The organism is Methylorubrum podarium (assembly GCF_022179745.1).
In the GTDB taxonomy this organism is placed as follows: domain Bacteria; phylum Pseudomonadota; class Alphaproteobacteria; order Rhizobiales; family Beijerinckiaceae; genus Methylobacterium; species Methylobacterium podarium.
This window is the reverse complement of the sequence record NZ_BPRD01000049.1, coordinates 1-14,327: the sequence shown is the minus strand read 5'-3', so window position 1 is coordinate 14,327 and position 14,327 is coordinate 1. Positions and strand designations below refer to the sequence as shown.

Annotated in this window: 16 protein-coding genes; 8 read left to right on the top strand and 8 right to left on the bottom strand. The window is 70.5% G+C overall.

Features of this window, described 5'->3' with window-relative positions; translation table 11 throughout:
• The first annotated feature begins 195 nt into the window (after positions 1–195).
• Together MFF42_RS02505 and MFF42_RS02500 are read left to right on the top strand one after the other, a co-directional pair.
• The gene (locus MFF42_RS02505) at positions 196–447 is read left to right on the top strand and encodes a hypothetical protein (protein ID WP_238254381.1); all 252 of its coding nucleotides are present in this window, start codon (positions 196–198) and stop codon (positions 445–447) included.
• A gap of 434 nt (positions 448–881) precedes the next feature.
• The gene (locus tag MFF42_RS02500; RefSeq protein ID WP_238254380.1) at positions 882–1,262 is read left to right on the top strand and encodes a hypothetical protein; all 381 of its coding nucleotides are present in this window, start codon (positions 882–884) and stop codon (positions 1,260–1,262) included.
• Between the two features lie 23 nt (positions 1,263–1,285).
• Here the strand turns inward: MFF42_RS02500 and MFF42_RS02495 are convergent, their stop codons facing one another.
• The 5 genes from MFF42_RS02495 to MFF42_RS02475 all read right to left on the bottom strand — a co-directional run bounded on the left by MFF42_RS02495 (position 1,286) and on the right by MFF42_RS02475 (position 6,070).
• Complete coding sequence (locus tag MFF42_RS02495) at positions 1,286–1,543, bottom strand: hypothetical protein (RefSeq protein WP_238254379.1); 258 nt, start codon at positions 1,541–1,543, stop codon at positions 1,286–1,288.
• 164 nt (positions 1,544–1,707) lie between these two features.
• Positions 1,708–2,070, bottom strand: a complete 363-nt coding sequence (locus tag MFF42_RS02490; RefSeq protein ID WP_238254378.1) for a SpoIIAA family protein — start codon at positions 2,068–2,070, stop codon at positions 1,708–1,710.
• 74 nt (positions 2,071–2,144) lie between these two features.
• Entirely contained in the window at positions 2,145–4,322 is a 2,178-nt protein-coding gene (locus MFF42_RS02485; protein WP_238254377.1) for a primosomal protein N', read from the bottom strand.
• Between the two features lie 80 nt (positions 4,323–4,402).
• Positions 4,403–5,563: an MFS transporter gene (locus MFF42_RS02480; RefSeq protein ID WP_238254376.1), complete on the bottom strand. Its 1,161-nt coding sequence runs from the start codon at positions 5,561–5,563 to the stop codon at positions 4,403–4,405.
• A gap of 108 nt (positions 5,564–5,671) precedes the next feature.
• On the bottom strand, positions 5,672–6,070 hold the full coding sequence (locus MFF42_RS02475) for a tautomerase family protein (RefSeq protein ID WP_238254375.1): 399 nt from the start codon (positions 6,068–6,070) through the stop codon (positions 5,672–5,674).
• A gap of 119 nt (positions 6,071–6,189) precedes the next feature.
• On the opposite strand from MFF42_RS02475, the gene MFF42_RS02470 reads away from it, so the two are divergent.
• The 3 genes from MFF42_RS02470 to MFF42_RS02460 are packed head-to-tail and all read left to right on the top strand — an operon-like array spanning position 6,190 to position 8,398.
• A complete protein-coding gene (locus MFF42_RS02470) occupies positions 6,190–7,080 on the top strand; it encodes a LysR substrate-binding domain-containing protein (RefSeq protein WP_238254374.1) in 891 nt (296 codons plus the stop codon).
• A 56-nt stretch (positions 7,081–7,136) separates the two neighbouring features.
• On the top strand, positions 7,137–7,856 hold the full coding sequence (locus tag MFF42_RS02465) for an esterase/lipase family protein (RefSeq protein ID WP_373875122.1): 720 nt from the start codon (positions 7,137–7,139) through the stop codon (positions 7,854–7,856).
• Positions 7,857–7,870: 14 nt separating this feature from the next.
• On the top strand, positions 7,871–8,398 hold the full coding sequence (locus MFF42_RS02460; RefSeq protein WP_238254372.1) for an ATPase: 528 nt from the start codon (positions 7,871–7,873) through the stop codon (positions 8,396–8,398).
• Positions 8,399–8,623: 225 nt separating this feature from the next.
• On the opposite strand, the gene MFF42_RS02455 is transcribed toward MFF42_RS02460, so the two are convergent.
• Positions 8,624–9,289 (bottom strand): FUSC family protein, encoded by a 666-nt coding sequence (locus tag MFF42_RS02455; protein WP_238254371.1) that lies wholly within the window; start codon positions 9,287–9,289, stop codon positions 8,624–8,626.
• A gap of 185 nt (positions 9,290–9,474) precedes the next feature.
• On the opposite strand from MFF42_RS02455, the gene MFF42_RS02450 reads away from it, so the two are divergent.
• The 3 genes from MFF42_RS02450 (at position 9,475) to MFF42_RS02440 (ending at position 11,661) form a co-directional block, all read left to right on the top strand.
• Positions 9,475–10,332 (top strand): SDR family oxidoreductase, encoded by an 858-nt coding sequence (locus MFF42_RS02450; RefSeq protein WP_238254370.1) that lies wholly within the window; start codon positions 9,475–9,477, stop codon positions 10,330–10,332.
• Between the two features lie 67 nt (positions 10,333–10,399).
• A complete protein-coding gene (locus MFF42_RS02445) occupies positions 10,400–11,398 on the top strand; it encodes an SDR family oxidoreductase (RefSeq protein WP_238254369.1) in 999 nt (332 codons plus the stop codon).
• An 83-nt stretch (positions 11,399–11,481) separates the two neighbouring features.
• Positions 11,482–11,661, top strand: a complete 180-nt coding sequence (locus MFF42_RS02440; protein WP_012453251.1) for a hypothetical protein — start codon at positions 11,482–11,484, stop codon at positions 11,659–11,661.
• A 108-nt stretch (positions 11,662–11,769) separates the two neighbouring features.
• On the opposite strand, the gene MFF42_RS02435 is transcribed toward MFF42_RS02440, so the two are convergent.
• Complete coding sequence (locus MFF42_RS02435) at positions 11,770–13,401, bottom strand: ABC1 kinase family protein (RefSeq protein WP_238254368.1); 1,632 nt, start codon at positions 13,399–13,401, stop codon at positions 11,770–11,772.
• A 155-nt stretch (positions 13,402–13,556) separates the two neighbouring features.
• Entirely contained in the window at positions 13,557–14,033 is a 477-nt protein-coding gene (locus tag MFF42_RS02430) for a hypothetical protein (RefSeq protein WP_238254367.1), read from the bottom strand.
• Positions 14,034–14,327 lie beyond the last annotated feature (294 nt).

Here is a 14,327-nt window from a genome sequence, read left to right as displayed (position 1 = left end):
TCGCCGCCGCGGCGAGCCTCATCGGCGGCCGTCGCCGCTGACGCGCGACCACGGGACGGGGCGGTCGAGCGCTCCGCGGCGCGCCCGCCGGCCGCTTCGACACCCCGTCCCGACGCACGCCCCCGGCGCGCCGGCATCCACATCGGCGGAGGGCGTCCCGGTCCGATCCTCGTGGATGCCGTGAGAGGAGCCGACGTGGCGAACCTGGACAGAACCCTCGATACCTTCTCGGCGCTTCTCGCCTCCGAGCAACCGGCCCAGGTCGGCGAGGCCGACGAGGCGATCTGGGCCTATCTGGCCACCTATGACGGGCTCGATGCGCAGGTGCGGGCCCTCGACCGGCTCGGAGAGGGGGTGGCCGGGCTCGATGCGTCGTCCCCCTTCATGCCGATCCTGCTCGACGCCCTCGACCGCCACCGGGCGCGGCTCGCCGAACCCTCGGCCTGACCGAGGCCCTTCGGGACGGTCTCCGGCGCCGTTCGACGGTCGATTCTGAGCAGGCCCCAATTCCAATCGAGGCCCAGATCGCGTGCGCACCGCCGCGATGAGCGTCGGCGACGCCAAGCAAGCGGAGCGGTTCGACGCCCTCGAGAACTGATCTTGGCTGTTTCGCCTACGCGGCGCGAAGCTTTTCCAACGGTTTATACGGCTACGCTTGCAACACCGGTGTGCCCGAAAGTCACAGGTTTCGGAACTCTTTCGGTGTCACCGCGTAGTTTGTTCCACGAACAGTCGTGATTTGTCGGAAACCGAGGCATCGGTTGCCGTCATATTATCGCCTCTTGTTCGGGTAGAGTGCGGGCATCTCACAGATCGACGGTACGGACAGCGCAGGCGACGGCGCACCGTACGTTCACCCTCGTCGCTGAGCTGGATGACGCATGCCCAAGTTCGCCCTCACCGCCGCTCTGGCCGCCGCGCTCGTCTCGCCGGCGATGGCGGGTGATTTCGACGGGACATGGTCCGTCCAACTCGTGACCGAGAGCGGTCTGTGCGACGCCCAGTACAGCTACACCCTCGCCGTGCGCGACGGGCAGGTTCGTCCGATCGCGAATGCGTCCTCCGGCAGCGCCACCGTGACAGGCCGCGTCGATGCGGGGGGCGGCGTCGGCCTGAACGTCGCGACGGCGGCGGCGAACGGCACCGCCTCGGGCCGGCTTCAGACCCGCTCGGGGACCGGGACGTGGCGCGTCTCCGGCGGCCTCTGCACCGGCCGCTGGATGGCCAAGCGCCACACGGTCCGCACCGCGCTCGCCGAGTAAACCGGCCACCAATCGGTCATTCGTCAGGACGGCTCGTGGTTCGTGAGACGGCGAACGAAGCTGCCCAGCAACGCGCCGAGCAGCAAGGCGAGATACGTTGTCCCGATGCCGACAACGAGAATTCGAGAAAGCTCCGGGTCGTCCCGTAGATACAGGGCGGGCACGATCACGATCGGAACGAAACCGAGGACGGATTTGGCCGTCGGTTTCAGGAGTGACCATCCTTTCAGGTAGCCCAGCACGGCACCGATCGGAAAAGAGAGCAGCGGTGCAATGATCATGGGTGCACCCGGTCGTCGATGATCCGCGCCGACGAGGCCGGCGCGAACGCCCCAGAGGGACCGCTTATACCGCCATTGGTTGTATGCGTCTGCCTCTTTCGAGCGCGATGACCTTGGCGAGCGGACCCAGACGGGTCCGCTCGAATCAGACACGGTCCCCGCCGTCACACGCCGGCTTCGAGCCAGGTCCTCGCCTCGCCGATGCGCGCGCGCTCGAACACCTTGATCTGGACCGGCGAGACGAAGCCGAAGGTCTCGGCCACCGCCCGCAGCCAGGTCGCATCGGTGACGAGGGCCACGTGGCTCACGCCCTTCATCATCGAGAGACCGAAGCGGGGATCCTTGAAGAAGGCCGCCGGCTCCATGCCCTCGAAGCTGCGGATATCCTCCAGCAGCTTGAGCCGGCCGCCCTTCTCGAGGTCCGCCTTCATCGCGGTCATCACCGCGTTCATCTCCTCGTCCGTGATCTTTCCGTCGACAACGATCTCGGCGATCGCGGAATCGGGCTTCTTCTCGTAGGTCAGCAAGGCGCGGCGCTCCTCGAATGGGCCGAGGGCCAGAGACCGTCAGGTGACCTCGAGCCGGCGGCGAACGGACCCGATTATAGAAAGCTCTGCGGGTCCACGTCGATTGCGACCTTGAGATTACCCCGCGGCTTCGGTCCGCGGGCCAGCCAGTCCCGCAGATAGCTCTGCACGTCGATGCCGCGCTCGGTCTTGACCAGGAGCCGGAAGCGCCAGCGCCCGCGGACCAAAGCGAGCGGCGCCTCCGCCGGACCGAGCACGGTGACGCCCGCCGGCGGATCGGCGACCCGCGCCAGGGCCTGACCGTGCGCCTCCGCCTTCTCCCGCTCCTCGGCGGAGACGATCAGCGCCGCGAGCCGTCCGAACGGCGGCAAGCCCGCCGCCTCACGCGCCCAGATTTCCTCCTCGTAGAATCGGTCGGCATCGCCCGAGAGCAGGGCGGCGATGACCGGGTGCTCGGGCTGATAGGTCTGGACCAGGGCGCGCCCCGGCCGCTCGCCCCGCCCCGCGCGCCCCGTCACCTGCTGCAGCAACTGGAAGGTGCGCTCGGCCGCCCGCGGATCGCCGGAGGTGAGGCCGATATCGGCGTCGAGGACGCCGACCAGCGTCAGGTGCGGAAAGTTGTGGCCCTTGGCCACGAGCTGCGTGCCGATGACGATGTCGCACTCGCCCGCCGCCACCGTTTCCAGCTCCTGCCGCAGCCGCTCGGCCCCGCCGGGAAAGTCGCTCGACAGCACGACGACGCGCTGCTCCGGAAAAAGCTCGATCACCTCCTCGGCGATCCGCTCGACGCCCGGCCCGCAGGGGGTGAGGTGGTCGAAGGCGCCGCACTCGGTGCAGGCCTCGGGCTTGCGCTCGGCGTAGCCGCATTGGTGGCAGACCAGCGCCCGGCGGAAGCGGTGCTCGACCAGCCACGTGGAGCAGTTGCGGCACTGGTAGCGGTGACCGCAGGCGCGGCACAGGGTGAGCGGCGCGTAGCCCCGCCGGTTGAGGAACAGCAGCGCCTGATCGCCCGCGGCCAGCGTCGCCTTCACCGCATTCAGCATCGGCGGCGACAGGAAGCGCCCGCGCTCCGGCTTGTCGAGGCGCATGTCGATGGCCGCGATGTCGGGCAGCGGCCGCCCGCCGAACCGGCCGGGGAGCACCACGTGGCGGTATCGCCCGGTCGAGGCGTTGACCCGCGACTCGATCGAGGGCGTGGCCGAGGCGAGCACGACGGGACAGCCCTCGATCTTGCCGCGCACCACCGCCATGTCGCGGGCGTGATAGTGGACGCCGTCCTCCTGCTTGTAGGCGGTCTCGTGCTCCTCGTCGACGACGATCAGGCCGAGCTTCCGGAACGGCAGGAACAGGGCGGAACGGGCGCCGACCACCACCGAGACCTCGCCCGCGGCGACACCCGCCCGCAGCCGCTCGCGGCGCTTGCCACCGATGCCGGAATGCCAGGTGGCCGGCCTGACGCCGAAGCGCCCGGCGAAGCGGTCGAGGAACTGCGCGGTGAGCGCGATCTCCGGCATCAGCACCAGGGCCTGCCGCCCTTGCCGCACGCATTCGGCCACCGCCTCGAAATAGACCTCGGTCTTGCCCGAGCCGGTGACGCCTTCGAGGAGGATGGTTTCACCCGTCACCGTATCGGTCGGGGAGGGAGCCTGCGCGATGAGGGCGTGCGCCGCCTCCGCCTGCGCGTCCGACAGCGGCACCCGCGGATGGTCCGGGTCCGGCGGCAGCGCTACCGGCTCGGGCATCAGCGCCACCGTCTCCAGCGCGCCGTCGTCGATCAGCCCATCGACCACGCTGAGCGAGACGCCGGCCTCCTTGGCAAGCGCGCTCTTGCCGCGCACCGCGCCGTCGGCGGCCACCGCCATCACCTTGCCCCTGGCCGCGGTCTGCCGGGCCGGCGGCTTGCCGGAGGGGCGCACGCCGATGCGCGGCGCCTCGTTGCGGGCGGTCTCGTCGGGCAGGCGCAGCGCCATCGCGAGCGCCGAGCCCTTCGGCGCCAGGGTGTAGCGGGCGAGCCAATCGACCAGCTTGCGCAGGGAATCCGAGAGGGGCGGCGCCTCGACCCGCCCCGTCACCGGCCGCAGGTTCCCTCCCGACGCCCGCTCGTCGAGTCCCCAGACCACGCCGATCGTCTCGCGCGGCCCGAGCGGCACCTGCACGATGTCGCCCTCGGCGAGAGCGAGCCCGGCCGGCACCGCGTAGCTGTAGGCGGTGTCGAGCGCGAGCGGGATCAGGATGTCGGCGACGACGGGCATGGAATCAGAGGGGCTCCCTGATTTGTTCTATATATGTTCCAGGCCACGAAGGCGAATGCTCCGAGGCCCGATGCCCCGGCTTATCGGACGCCCGAGAGCCCGCGCGCAACCGGGACGGCGGACAGGCTCACCGCGGCCATCGCCCAGAAGCCCGCCGTGCCGAACCGGCCGTAGAGTGCGCCCGAGAGCAGCGTCATCAGCGCGGAGGCGAGGCCGAGCCCGAACGTGCCGTAGAGCGTGAGCGCCGTCGCCCGCCGATGGTCCGGCACGATCTGCGCGATCAACCGCAGGCAGGCGAGGTGCAGGAGCGCGAAGGTCAGCCCGTGCAGCGCCTGGATCGCGACGAGGGCGGGCATCCAGGAGGTCTGCGCCTGCACCGCCCAGCGCAACGCTCCCGCGAGCGCGGCCAGGATCAGCGACCGGGCGGGGCCGATCCGGGCCATGAGCCGCGGTCCGAGCCAGAGGAACACCATCACCTCCGCCGCGACCGCTTCCGCCCAGAGCAGGCCCGCCGCCCGCGGCCCGATCTCCGCCGTCTGCCAGACGATGACCGCGAAGGCGTCGTGCATGGCATGCGCCCCGATCACCAGGGCGGCGGTGAGGACGACACGGCGGAAACGCGCATCCGCGGCGAGCGCCGCGAACCCGCCGCCCGCCGCCTCGGTCGGCGTCGCGGCAGCGGGCGCCGACGGGAGGCGCAGCGCCAGCATTGTCCCGGCCGCGAACAGGATTCCGCAGGCGAGAGGCCCGACACCGTGGCCGAACAGCCCGATCAGATGGCCGGTGAGGATCGTGGTCGCGATGAAGGCGGCCGAACCGGCGGCTCGGATGCGGCCGTAGACGGCGCCGTCGCGGCTGCCGGCGAGCACCGTCGCATCGGCCAGGGGCGCGAGCGGCGCGGTCGCCGCCGCCTGCGCGAGGGCGACGGCGAGCAGCACGGCAAACCCGTGGCCGCCGAGGAACGCCAGGGTCAGGGCCGCCGAGAGGGCGAGCCCTCCGGCCAGGAAGGCCCGCACGGCGCCGTGCCGGTCGGCGAGCCCGCCCGCCAGCGGCCCGGCGGCGAGCCGCACCAGCATCGCGGCCGAGAGCAGCGTCCCGATCTCCCCCGGTCCGAGCCCCCGCCCTTCGAGGAAGGCCGGCAGGAAGGGCGAGAGCGCGCCGTAACCGCCGTAGAGGGCAGCGTAGAGCAGGAGCAGCCGGCCCGAACCGATCGACGCGCCGTGCCGTGCCCCTGCCGTCAACAGCCCCGCGCCTCGCTGCGAATCCCCGGTGCGAGGATGCCAGGGAACACGGCCGAATCGAAGCGCGACCGCGACGGGCTCTTCCCTTCGTCGCGGGACCGGCCTCGTCTACCTCCGCGCCGCGGCGTCTTGGGCGCGCTCCGCCTGCGTGAGGCCGCCATAGCCCCAAGCATCGGCCGGCACCTCCCGTACGACGACGTAGGTCGCCAGCGGCAGCGGCCCCGGCAGCGTCCGCACCAGCAGGTCGTGGGCGGCGGCCACGAACCGCGCCTTCTCCTCCGCGGTGTTGGTGCCCTGCGTCACCCGCGCCTCGACATGCGCCGCCCATGTCACCGCCGCGCCGCCGACGGACCAGCCGCCGGCCGGCGCCGGTTCGACCAGGACGGCGGTGAGATCCGCCCGCTTGCCCAGCACCTCCGCCATCAGGGCGGTGATCTCTCGTTGGAGTTCGGCGACGAGGTCGAGCCCGGTCTCCGGGCCGGCGACCTTGAGGCTGACGAAGGGCATGGCGGCTCTTGAATCCCTGTGACGGCGGCCGATCCGCCGTTGACGCCGACGAATGAACCACGCAGCATCGTTCAGGAAAATCGCGTAGTTCTGCACCGATGCTTCGGAAAAACTGAACGATGGCCGCGCTCCCCGTGAACCTCGACATGGATGTGCTGCGCACCTTCGTCACCGGGATCGATCTCGGCAGTTTCGCCAAGGCCGCCACCCGCCTCGGGCGCTCGCCCTCGGCGATCAGCCTGCAGCTGCGCAAGCTCGAGGATCAGGTCGGCCAGCCCCTGCTGCGCCGGAACGGTCGCGGGCTGGCGCTGACAGAGCCGGGCGAGATGCTTCTGGGCTATGCCCGCCGCCTGCTCGATCTCAACGACGCGGCTTTGGGCGCCGTCGCCGCCCCCGCCCTGGCCGGCCGGGTCCGCCTCGGCCTGCCGCAGGATTTCGCCGAGACCGAACTGCCGACGGTGCTCGCCCGCTTCGCCCGACTGCACCCGGGGGTGCGGGTCGAGGCGCATGTGGAGCGCGACGCGGTCCTGCGGGCCGAGGTGGAGGCCGGCCGCCTCGACCTCGCACTGGTCTGGGACGCGACCGGCGCGGCGGGGGAGGGGAGCCTGATCGCGCGACTGCCCCTGGTCTGGGTCGGGCCGCGGACGGAGGCTGGCCTCGCCGCCGACCGCCCCTTGCCGCTCGCGCTGTTCGGACCGCCCTGCCTCTTCCGCCACGCCGCCACCGGGGCGCTCGACGCGGCCGGCATCCCCTGGCGCGTCGCCTTCAGCAGCCCCGGCCTCGCGGGCCTGTGGGCCGCGGTCGCCGCCGGTCTCGGCATCACCCTGCGCACCCCGCACGGGCTGCCGCCGACGCTGCGCCGCCTCGATCCGGACGAATCCGGTCTGCCGTCGCTGCCGGGCCTCGCCCTTCGCCTGGTCCGCGGCACGGCCGGCGCCGATCCGGCGGTCGAACGCTTCGCCGCGCTGCTCCGCGAAACCTTCGCCGACGCGGCGGCCGCTCAGTCGTGACCGAGGGCGTCCTCCTCCTGCACGGCATCGCCCGCCGGGCCGCCTCCCTGCGTCCGGTGGAGCGTGAACTCGCGGCCGAGGGCTACGCCACGCTCAACCTCGATTATCCCGCCCGCCGGCTGGCGCTCGCCGACATCGCCGAGACGATCGCGCCGCAAGTCGCGGCCTTCGCTGCCGGCGTGAGCCGCCTCCACATCGTCACCCATTCCATGGGCGGCTTCGTCGCCCGCGTGATCCTGGTCCGGCACCGGCCGGCGAATCTCGGGCGGGTGGTGATGCTGGGCCCGCCCAACGGCGGCAGCGAGGTCGCCGACGCGCTGCACCGCCTCGCGCCCTACCGCCGCTTCTTCGGTCCGGCCGGTGCCGAGCTCGTCACGCTGCGCGGTTGGGCCGGTGCGCGGGCAAGACCAGCGAGACCAAGCGGGGGCGTTGTTGCGTCGGGCGCCTCGCACTACGTCGAAGACCACGAAACCGTGGTAAGGTCGGCTATGACCCGGTCCATCGCAGACATCTCCTGGGACGAACTAGACGAAATCGCCCGCAAGGCCGGAGCGTCCGCCGCCGGGGAAACCGTGAAGGCGGGCGTGAGCACTTTCGGCATCGTTGATGGCCGAGCGGTTCAGGTCGCACCGGACGGTGAGATTCGCGACCTTGGCCCGATTGCCGAATTCGGTGATGGCTTCGCCGTCCCCGAGAAGCCGACGATGCCCGAAAACGACAAGCGTCCCGCGCGTCGGAAATCTGTTCGAAACCCGATGTCGCGATCCGTCACGTAACGCCGCGATCCATCGTGAGACGGCCCTTCTTCATCATGATCGCGGGGCCGAACGGCTCCGGCAAGACGACCCTGACGGACGCGCTTCGCCGAAGCCTCGATCTCGGCACCTACATCAACACGGACGAGATCGCCTTGTTTCTTGGCGGCGGTTCTCTTGGCGGCGGTAGCGCGGAAGAGCGCGCGCGACGCGCCCAGAACCAAGCTTTGCAGGCTGTCGAAACCGCTCTGTCTGCGGGACGGGACTTCTCGTTCGAAACCGTCATGTCCCACCCGAGTAAGATCTACCTGCTCGGTCGCGCTTGGGTGAGCGGCTTCTTCGTGAAACTCCGCTTCGTCAGTACGTCCAATCCGATGATCAATTTGACCCGCGTTGTCGCCCGGGTGCAGCGCGGCGGCCACGATGTTCCGCCGGACAAAATCAAGTCTCGTATGAGCGATCCACGAGCTATCTCTACAGGGCCGCGCAACATGCCGACGAAGGAGCCATCTTCGACAATTCGTTACCTTACGACATTCCAGGCTTATCCCAGAAGCCTTTGATGTTGGTCGGCACCTTTACGAATTCGGATAAAAGTTTCGCCTGGTCCCCGCGAGTCACACCATGCCCGGATTGGGTCGATCACTACCTTTTGTCGCCGATGAATAACAGTCTCGGTGGCTGCTCCAGATACAATACCCTCCCGAGAGGTGGTCACCGATTTGTCCGCAAGGACAATATGAAAAGCAGTAGCCTAGAATATCGCAGATCCGATCGCCGCTGTCCGCTTACAGTTTGACGCCGAGCCACCGGTTCACGCGCGTCACGAGCCAGACGGTGGCGATGGCCACGCACACACCCCAGCCGACCTCCACGACCCGCGAACCGGCCATGCGCTCCACCGGTCCGACATGGGGCACGAGCAGGATGATCGTTGCGGTGATCCCGGCGAGCCGGCAGGCGCTCGCCACGTTGACGAGCCAGCAGACGAGGATCGCCAGCACCACCCCGAGCGCGTAGGTCGGAACGGACGGCCCCAGGGTGAGGTAGGCGGCAAGCCCGATCAGGCCGCCGATCGCCGCGCCGGTGAACTGGTCCCGGGCGGTGGTGCGCGTCGCGCCGAACTCGGTCTGCGCCACCGCGACCGCGGTGATCGCCGCCCAGAACCCCTCCTGCAGGCCGAGCAGCTGGGTCGGCAGATAGGCGACGACGGCCGCGACCGAGGACATCACCCCGTGCGCGAGGCCGCCGGACAAGCGGCGGCGCAGCGGCAGACGCTTGTGCAGCCGCGCGGCCTGATCCCGCAGCCAGCGGATGCGGCTGGTGTCGCGGTCGGCCCGGCGTGTCGTCTCCGCGGCGGTCTCCTGCCTCGGATCATCCGCGCCCGTCCGCTCCTGTCCCGTCGGCTCCTGTCCCGTCGGCTCTTCTTGGCGCAAAGCCTTGTCGGCCGGCATCCGTTCTCCCCTTCATTCGCCACGACGCGCGGGCGGCCGCCGTCCGGCCCCCCACCCGGAAACCCCTGCCCTGCCTCAAACGCGGGGCGAGGCGCATGGGACCGGTCGAATTTCCGCCGAACCCCGCCCGCGCGGCGGGGTTGTCCGGGCATTCTCCGACATCCCACGGCACCGGAGCCCGGCCCATGGAATCCTTTCCCAAGCCCCCTTTCCCCGATCAGCCGCAGCCGATGCCCGGCTCGACCCGCGCCATGGACCCGACGCCGGACCACGGCGAGACGAGCTACAAGGGCTCCGGCCGCCTGGAGGGCAAGAAGGCGATCATCACCGGCGGCGATTCCGGGATCGGCCGCGCCGTGGCGCTCGCCTTCGCCCGCGAGGGTGCCGACGTGCTGATCTCCTATCTCGACGAGGAGGAGGACGCCGCCGAGACGCGCCGCCTGATCGAGGAGGCCGGCCGCAGGGCCGTGCTGGTGCCGGGCAATATCGGCGACGCCGCCCATTGCCGGCGGATCGTCGAGCGGGCGGTGGAGGCGTTCGGGCGGGTGGATGTCCTCGTCAACAACGCCGCGCATCAGGCGACCTTCAGCGGCCCGGAGGAAATCTCGGACGAGGAGTGGGAGAAGACCTTCCAGGTGAACATCCACGCGATGTTCTACCTGACCAAGGCCGTGCTGCCGCACATGCGCGAGGGCGCGACCATCATCAACACCACCTCGGTCAACGCCGACACGCCGAGCCCGCAACTGCTCGCCTACGCCACCACCAAGGGCGCGATCCAGAACTACACCGGCGGCCTCGCACAGATGCTCGCCGAGCGGGGCATCCGCGTGAATTGCGTCGCGCCGGGGCCGATCTGGACGCCGCTGATCCCCTCGACCATGCCGGCCGAGAAGGTGACGCAGTTCGGCTCGCAGGTGCCGATGAAGCGGCCGGGCCAGCCCAAGGAACTCGCACCGGTCTACGTGATGCTGGCTTCCGACGAGTCGAGCTACGTCTCCGGCGCCACGGTGGCGGTGACCGGCGGCAAGCCGATCCTCTGAACCCGCTCACCCCTGATCGACCGCCGCGTCCGGCCGTGTGGCCGGGCGCCCCTGCCGGGAGCCTGCCGTGAAGAACCTGCGCGGAGCCGTCGTCGTCATCGCCGGCGCGTCGAGCGGCATCGGCCGCGCCGCCGCCCTCGCCTTCGCGCGGGAAGGCGCCCACGTCGTCGCCGCGGCGCGGCGCCGGGAGCCGCTCGACCGGCTCGCGGAGGAATGCAGCCGGATCGGCCCGGCCGCGCTCGCGGTGCCGACCGACGTCACCGATCCGGAGGCGGTCGAGGCCCTGGCCCGCGCGGCGGAGGACCGGTTCGGCCGGATCGATGCCTGGATCAACAATGCCGGCACCGGTGTGTTCGGGCCGTTCCAGGACGCGCCGCTCGACCTGCATCGCCGCACCGTCGAGGTGAACCTGTTCGGCGCCATGCACGGCGCCTACGCCGCCCTCCCCCGCTTCCTCGAACGGCGGCGGGGCATCCTCGTCAACATGGTGTCCCTCGGCGGCTGGGCGCCGGTCCCGTTCGCCGCCGCCTACACCGCGAGCAAGTTCGGCCTGCGCGGTTTCTCCGCCAGCCTGCGCCAGGAGTTGCGGCGCCATCCCCAGATCCATGTCTGCGCGGTGTTTCCGGCGATGGTCGACACGCCGGGCTTCGTTCACGGCGCCAACGTCTCCGGCCGCACCCTCGATCCCGGCCCGATGCTCTACGCCCCCGAGGAGGTGGCCGAGACCCTCGTCCACGTCGTGCGCCATCCCCGCGACGAGATCGCCGTGGGCTGGCCGGCGCGCGCCGCCCAGGCCGCCTATGCCCTGGCGCCGGGTCCGACCGAGCACCTGATAGGGATCGCCCTCAACCGGGCCCTCGACCGGGCCCGGTCCGCCCCGGTGACGCACGGGGCTCTGCGCGCACCTGTCCCAGACGGCACGGCGTCGGACGGCGGCTGGCGCGCGCGCAAGGGCCTGCCCTCGGCCTCGACCTTGAGCGCGATCGGCGTCGCCGTCCTCGCTGCCGGCGCGGCCGTCGCCCTCGGCAGCCGGCTCGGCAACCGCTCCGAACGGTCGAAACGGTGAACGCGGAGGCGCACGAGAAAACCCCCGGTTAAGCCTAAGCCCCTATGACCGGGCCATCGAGCCTGGTGATGAAAGGAGCGCCGATGACCAGGGACCAACTCGCGACCGAACTGAAGCGCATGGCCTCCTCGCAGGTCAGCGACATCGAGCGCGCGGTCAAGGCGGGCCACAAGACCATCGCCCTGAACGAACTGGCCGACCTCGACCGTCAGCTCAAGGCGCTGGCCGCCGCCCTCAAGGCCAAGCCCGTCGTCCGGGCCTGAGCCCGGCTTTCAAGCGAGCATCGAATCGATCGGACGGCCACGGCCCCGCCCCCGGGCGGAGGCCGCGCCCTCCCCGATCGGATCCGCCGCTCAACCGGCCGTCCGCCGTCAGCGGTCGCGACCGAGCAGCACCAGCCAGCCGATGCCGAGCATCGCGACCGTCATCCCGATGATGACGAAGGCCGGCGTGCCGAGATCGATCAGCCGCGGCGCGAGCTGCGTGGCGAACGCCGCCACGACGAGGCCGACGGCGACCCGCGCCGCGCCGCGCTCGATGCCGCGCACGAGCTTGTCCATCCCCTTCAGCTCGATCTCGACGGTGACGCGCCCCTGCTTGAGGCGCACCAGCATCAGGTGGATCAGCGTCGGCAGTTCGGAGGCCGCGCCGTAGAGACCGCTGCCGAGCGACTCGGCCTTGCGCATCAGCCCGCGCAGGGAGAATTGCGAGCGCATGCTCGCCCGCACGGTGGGGCCGGCGGCCGCGAACAGGTCGAAGCCCGGATCGAGCTGGCGCATCACGCCGTCGGCGGTGACGAGCCCCTTGAACAGGATCGCGAGATCCGTCGGCATCGCGAGGTCGTTCTCGCGGGCCATGGTCATGAAGTCGGTCAGCACCAGCCCGAGATTGAGCGGGATCGAGGAATGGGCCTGGACGAAATTCTGGGCGGATTGCTCCAGCTTGCTCAGGTCCGGATTCGAGGTGCCGGTCCAGTCGAGCAGGGTCGCCATCAGCCCGTCGACATCCTGCTTGAGCATGGCGCCGATCAGGACGAGGAGCTGCTGGCGCCGTTTCTGCGACAGGCGCCCGACGATGCCGAAATCGATGAAGCCGATCCGGTTGTCGGGAAGGATCAGCAGGTTGCCGGGATGCGGGTCGGCATGGAACACGCCCTCGATCAGCGCCATCCGCAGGAAGGCGTCGCAGCCCTTCTGCGCCAGCGCCTTCTTGTCCGCCCCCATCGCCCGCAGCGCGGCGGCGTCGTTGGGCGAGATGCCGTGGATGAACTCCTGGACGAGCACCCGCTCGGAGCACCACTCCCAGAAGATCTTCGGGATGACGATGTCGTCGCGCCCGGCGAAGATCTCGGCGATCATCTCGCAGTTGCGGGCCTCGTTGAGCAGGTCGAGCTCGCCGTTGAGACCGTTGGCGAGGTGGCGCATCTGCTCCTGAGGCTGGTAGCGGGCCATCTCCGGCCATTCCGCCTCGACGATGCGGGCGCCGTGCGCCATCAGCCGCAGGTCCGCCTCGATGATCTTGCGCAGGCCCGGCCGCAGGACCTTGACCACGACCTCCTCGCCGGAATGCAGCCGCGCCCGGTAGACCTGGGCGATCGAGGCCGAGGCGATCGGATTGAGGTCGAACTCGGCGAAGACTTCCTCCGGCGGCGCGCCGAGATCGGCTTCGAGCTGCGGGCCGATCAGGGCCCACGGCACCGGCTTGACCTGGCTGTGCAGCTTCTCCAGCTCGTCGGTCCAGACCGGCGAGAGCAGGTCCGGGCGGCTCGCCAGGATCTGGCCGAACTTGATGAAGGTCGGCCCGAGCGTCTCGATAGCGCGGCGCAGGCGCTCCGGCTGCGACAGCCGAGTGACGTCGACCCGCGGCGTGCGGCGGGGGATGAGCGGGATGTTGTGCAGCCCGAGCCGGTCGACGACCTTGGTCAGCCCGAAGCCGATCAGGACCGAAGCGATTTCCGAGAGGCGCTGACGGTCGCGCGCAGCGACGAAGGCTGTTTTGAGCATGGCGGTCTTGCGTGTCGCGCGAAGCGTCGGTTCGGGCAAGACCGATCCGGCCCTCGCCGGGCAATTCGCAATGGCCACGGGCATGGGGCTTTTTTAGGATTGCGGCCGCCGCTCTACCTCGGCAAGCGACGACGCGGTCCCGGCCGTTCGCCGCCTCAGGGGGCTGCGGCTTCGGCGTGAACGTCGATCAGGACGTTTTCCGCCGGCGCCGCCTCCGGGCGAACGGTGCGCAGGATCCCCGGCACGTCGGCGCCCGCCGTACCGAACCGGGCCCAGGCCGCCTGGCAGCGGCGGTGGTCCGCGTCCGTGAGGAAGTAGCGCTCCTGCTCGTCCAGAAGCGTCGCGTAGACGGCGGCGCGCACCCCGTGCTCGTCGCCGACATAGAGCTGGTAGACGCGGCTCCAGAAGGTCTCGTCGAGTTCCCACTCGCACTGGGAGGCCGCCTTCATCATCGCGAGCTTGCGAAGGCTCTGCCGCTCGGCATGAGGCATGACGAGGAAGCCGTAGCGGGCCTTCAGCTCCCGACCGCCGGCCGCGTAGCCCGCCTCGCTGGTGACGGCCCAGCCGAGATAGCTGCCCGTGCCGGCCACGAGCAGACCGGCCGTCAGAAGAAGCGTGCGGATGGCGGTCATGGGCAGGCCCTTGAAATCAGGCGCCCATCCTGCCGGCAACCTGGGCGGCATCAAGGTCGGACGACGCCGGCCCTCCCCCGCATTTCTGCAGATCGCCGAGGCGGGCCGGGGTCGCGCCCCGCGACCGAGGCCCCCTCCCCTACCGGGGATCCGCGGCACCCGACGATCTTCGAAAGCACCAGCTTAGTGGATCGTCATCGCGAGGCGAAGCCGACGCGATCCAGGGCGCGGCGCGATCCGGATGACGAGGCCGGCGGACCGTGAGCCTGGACGTCGAAAAGCCCGCTGCCTTTT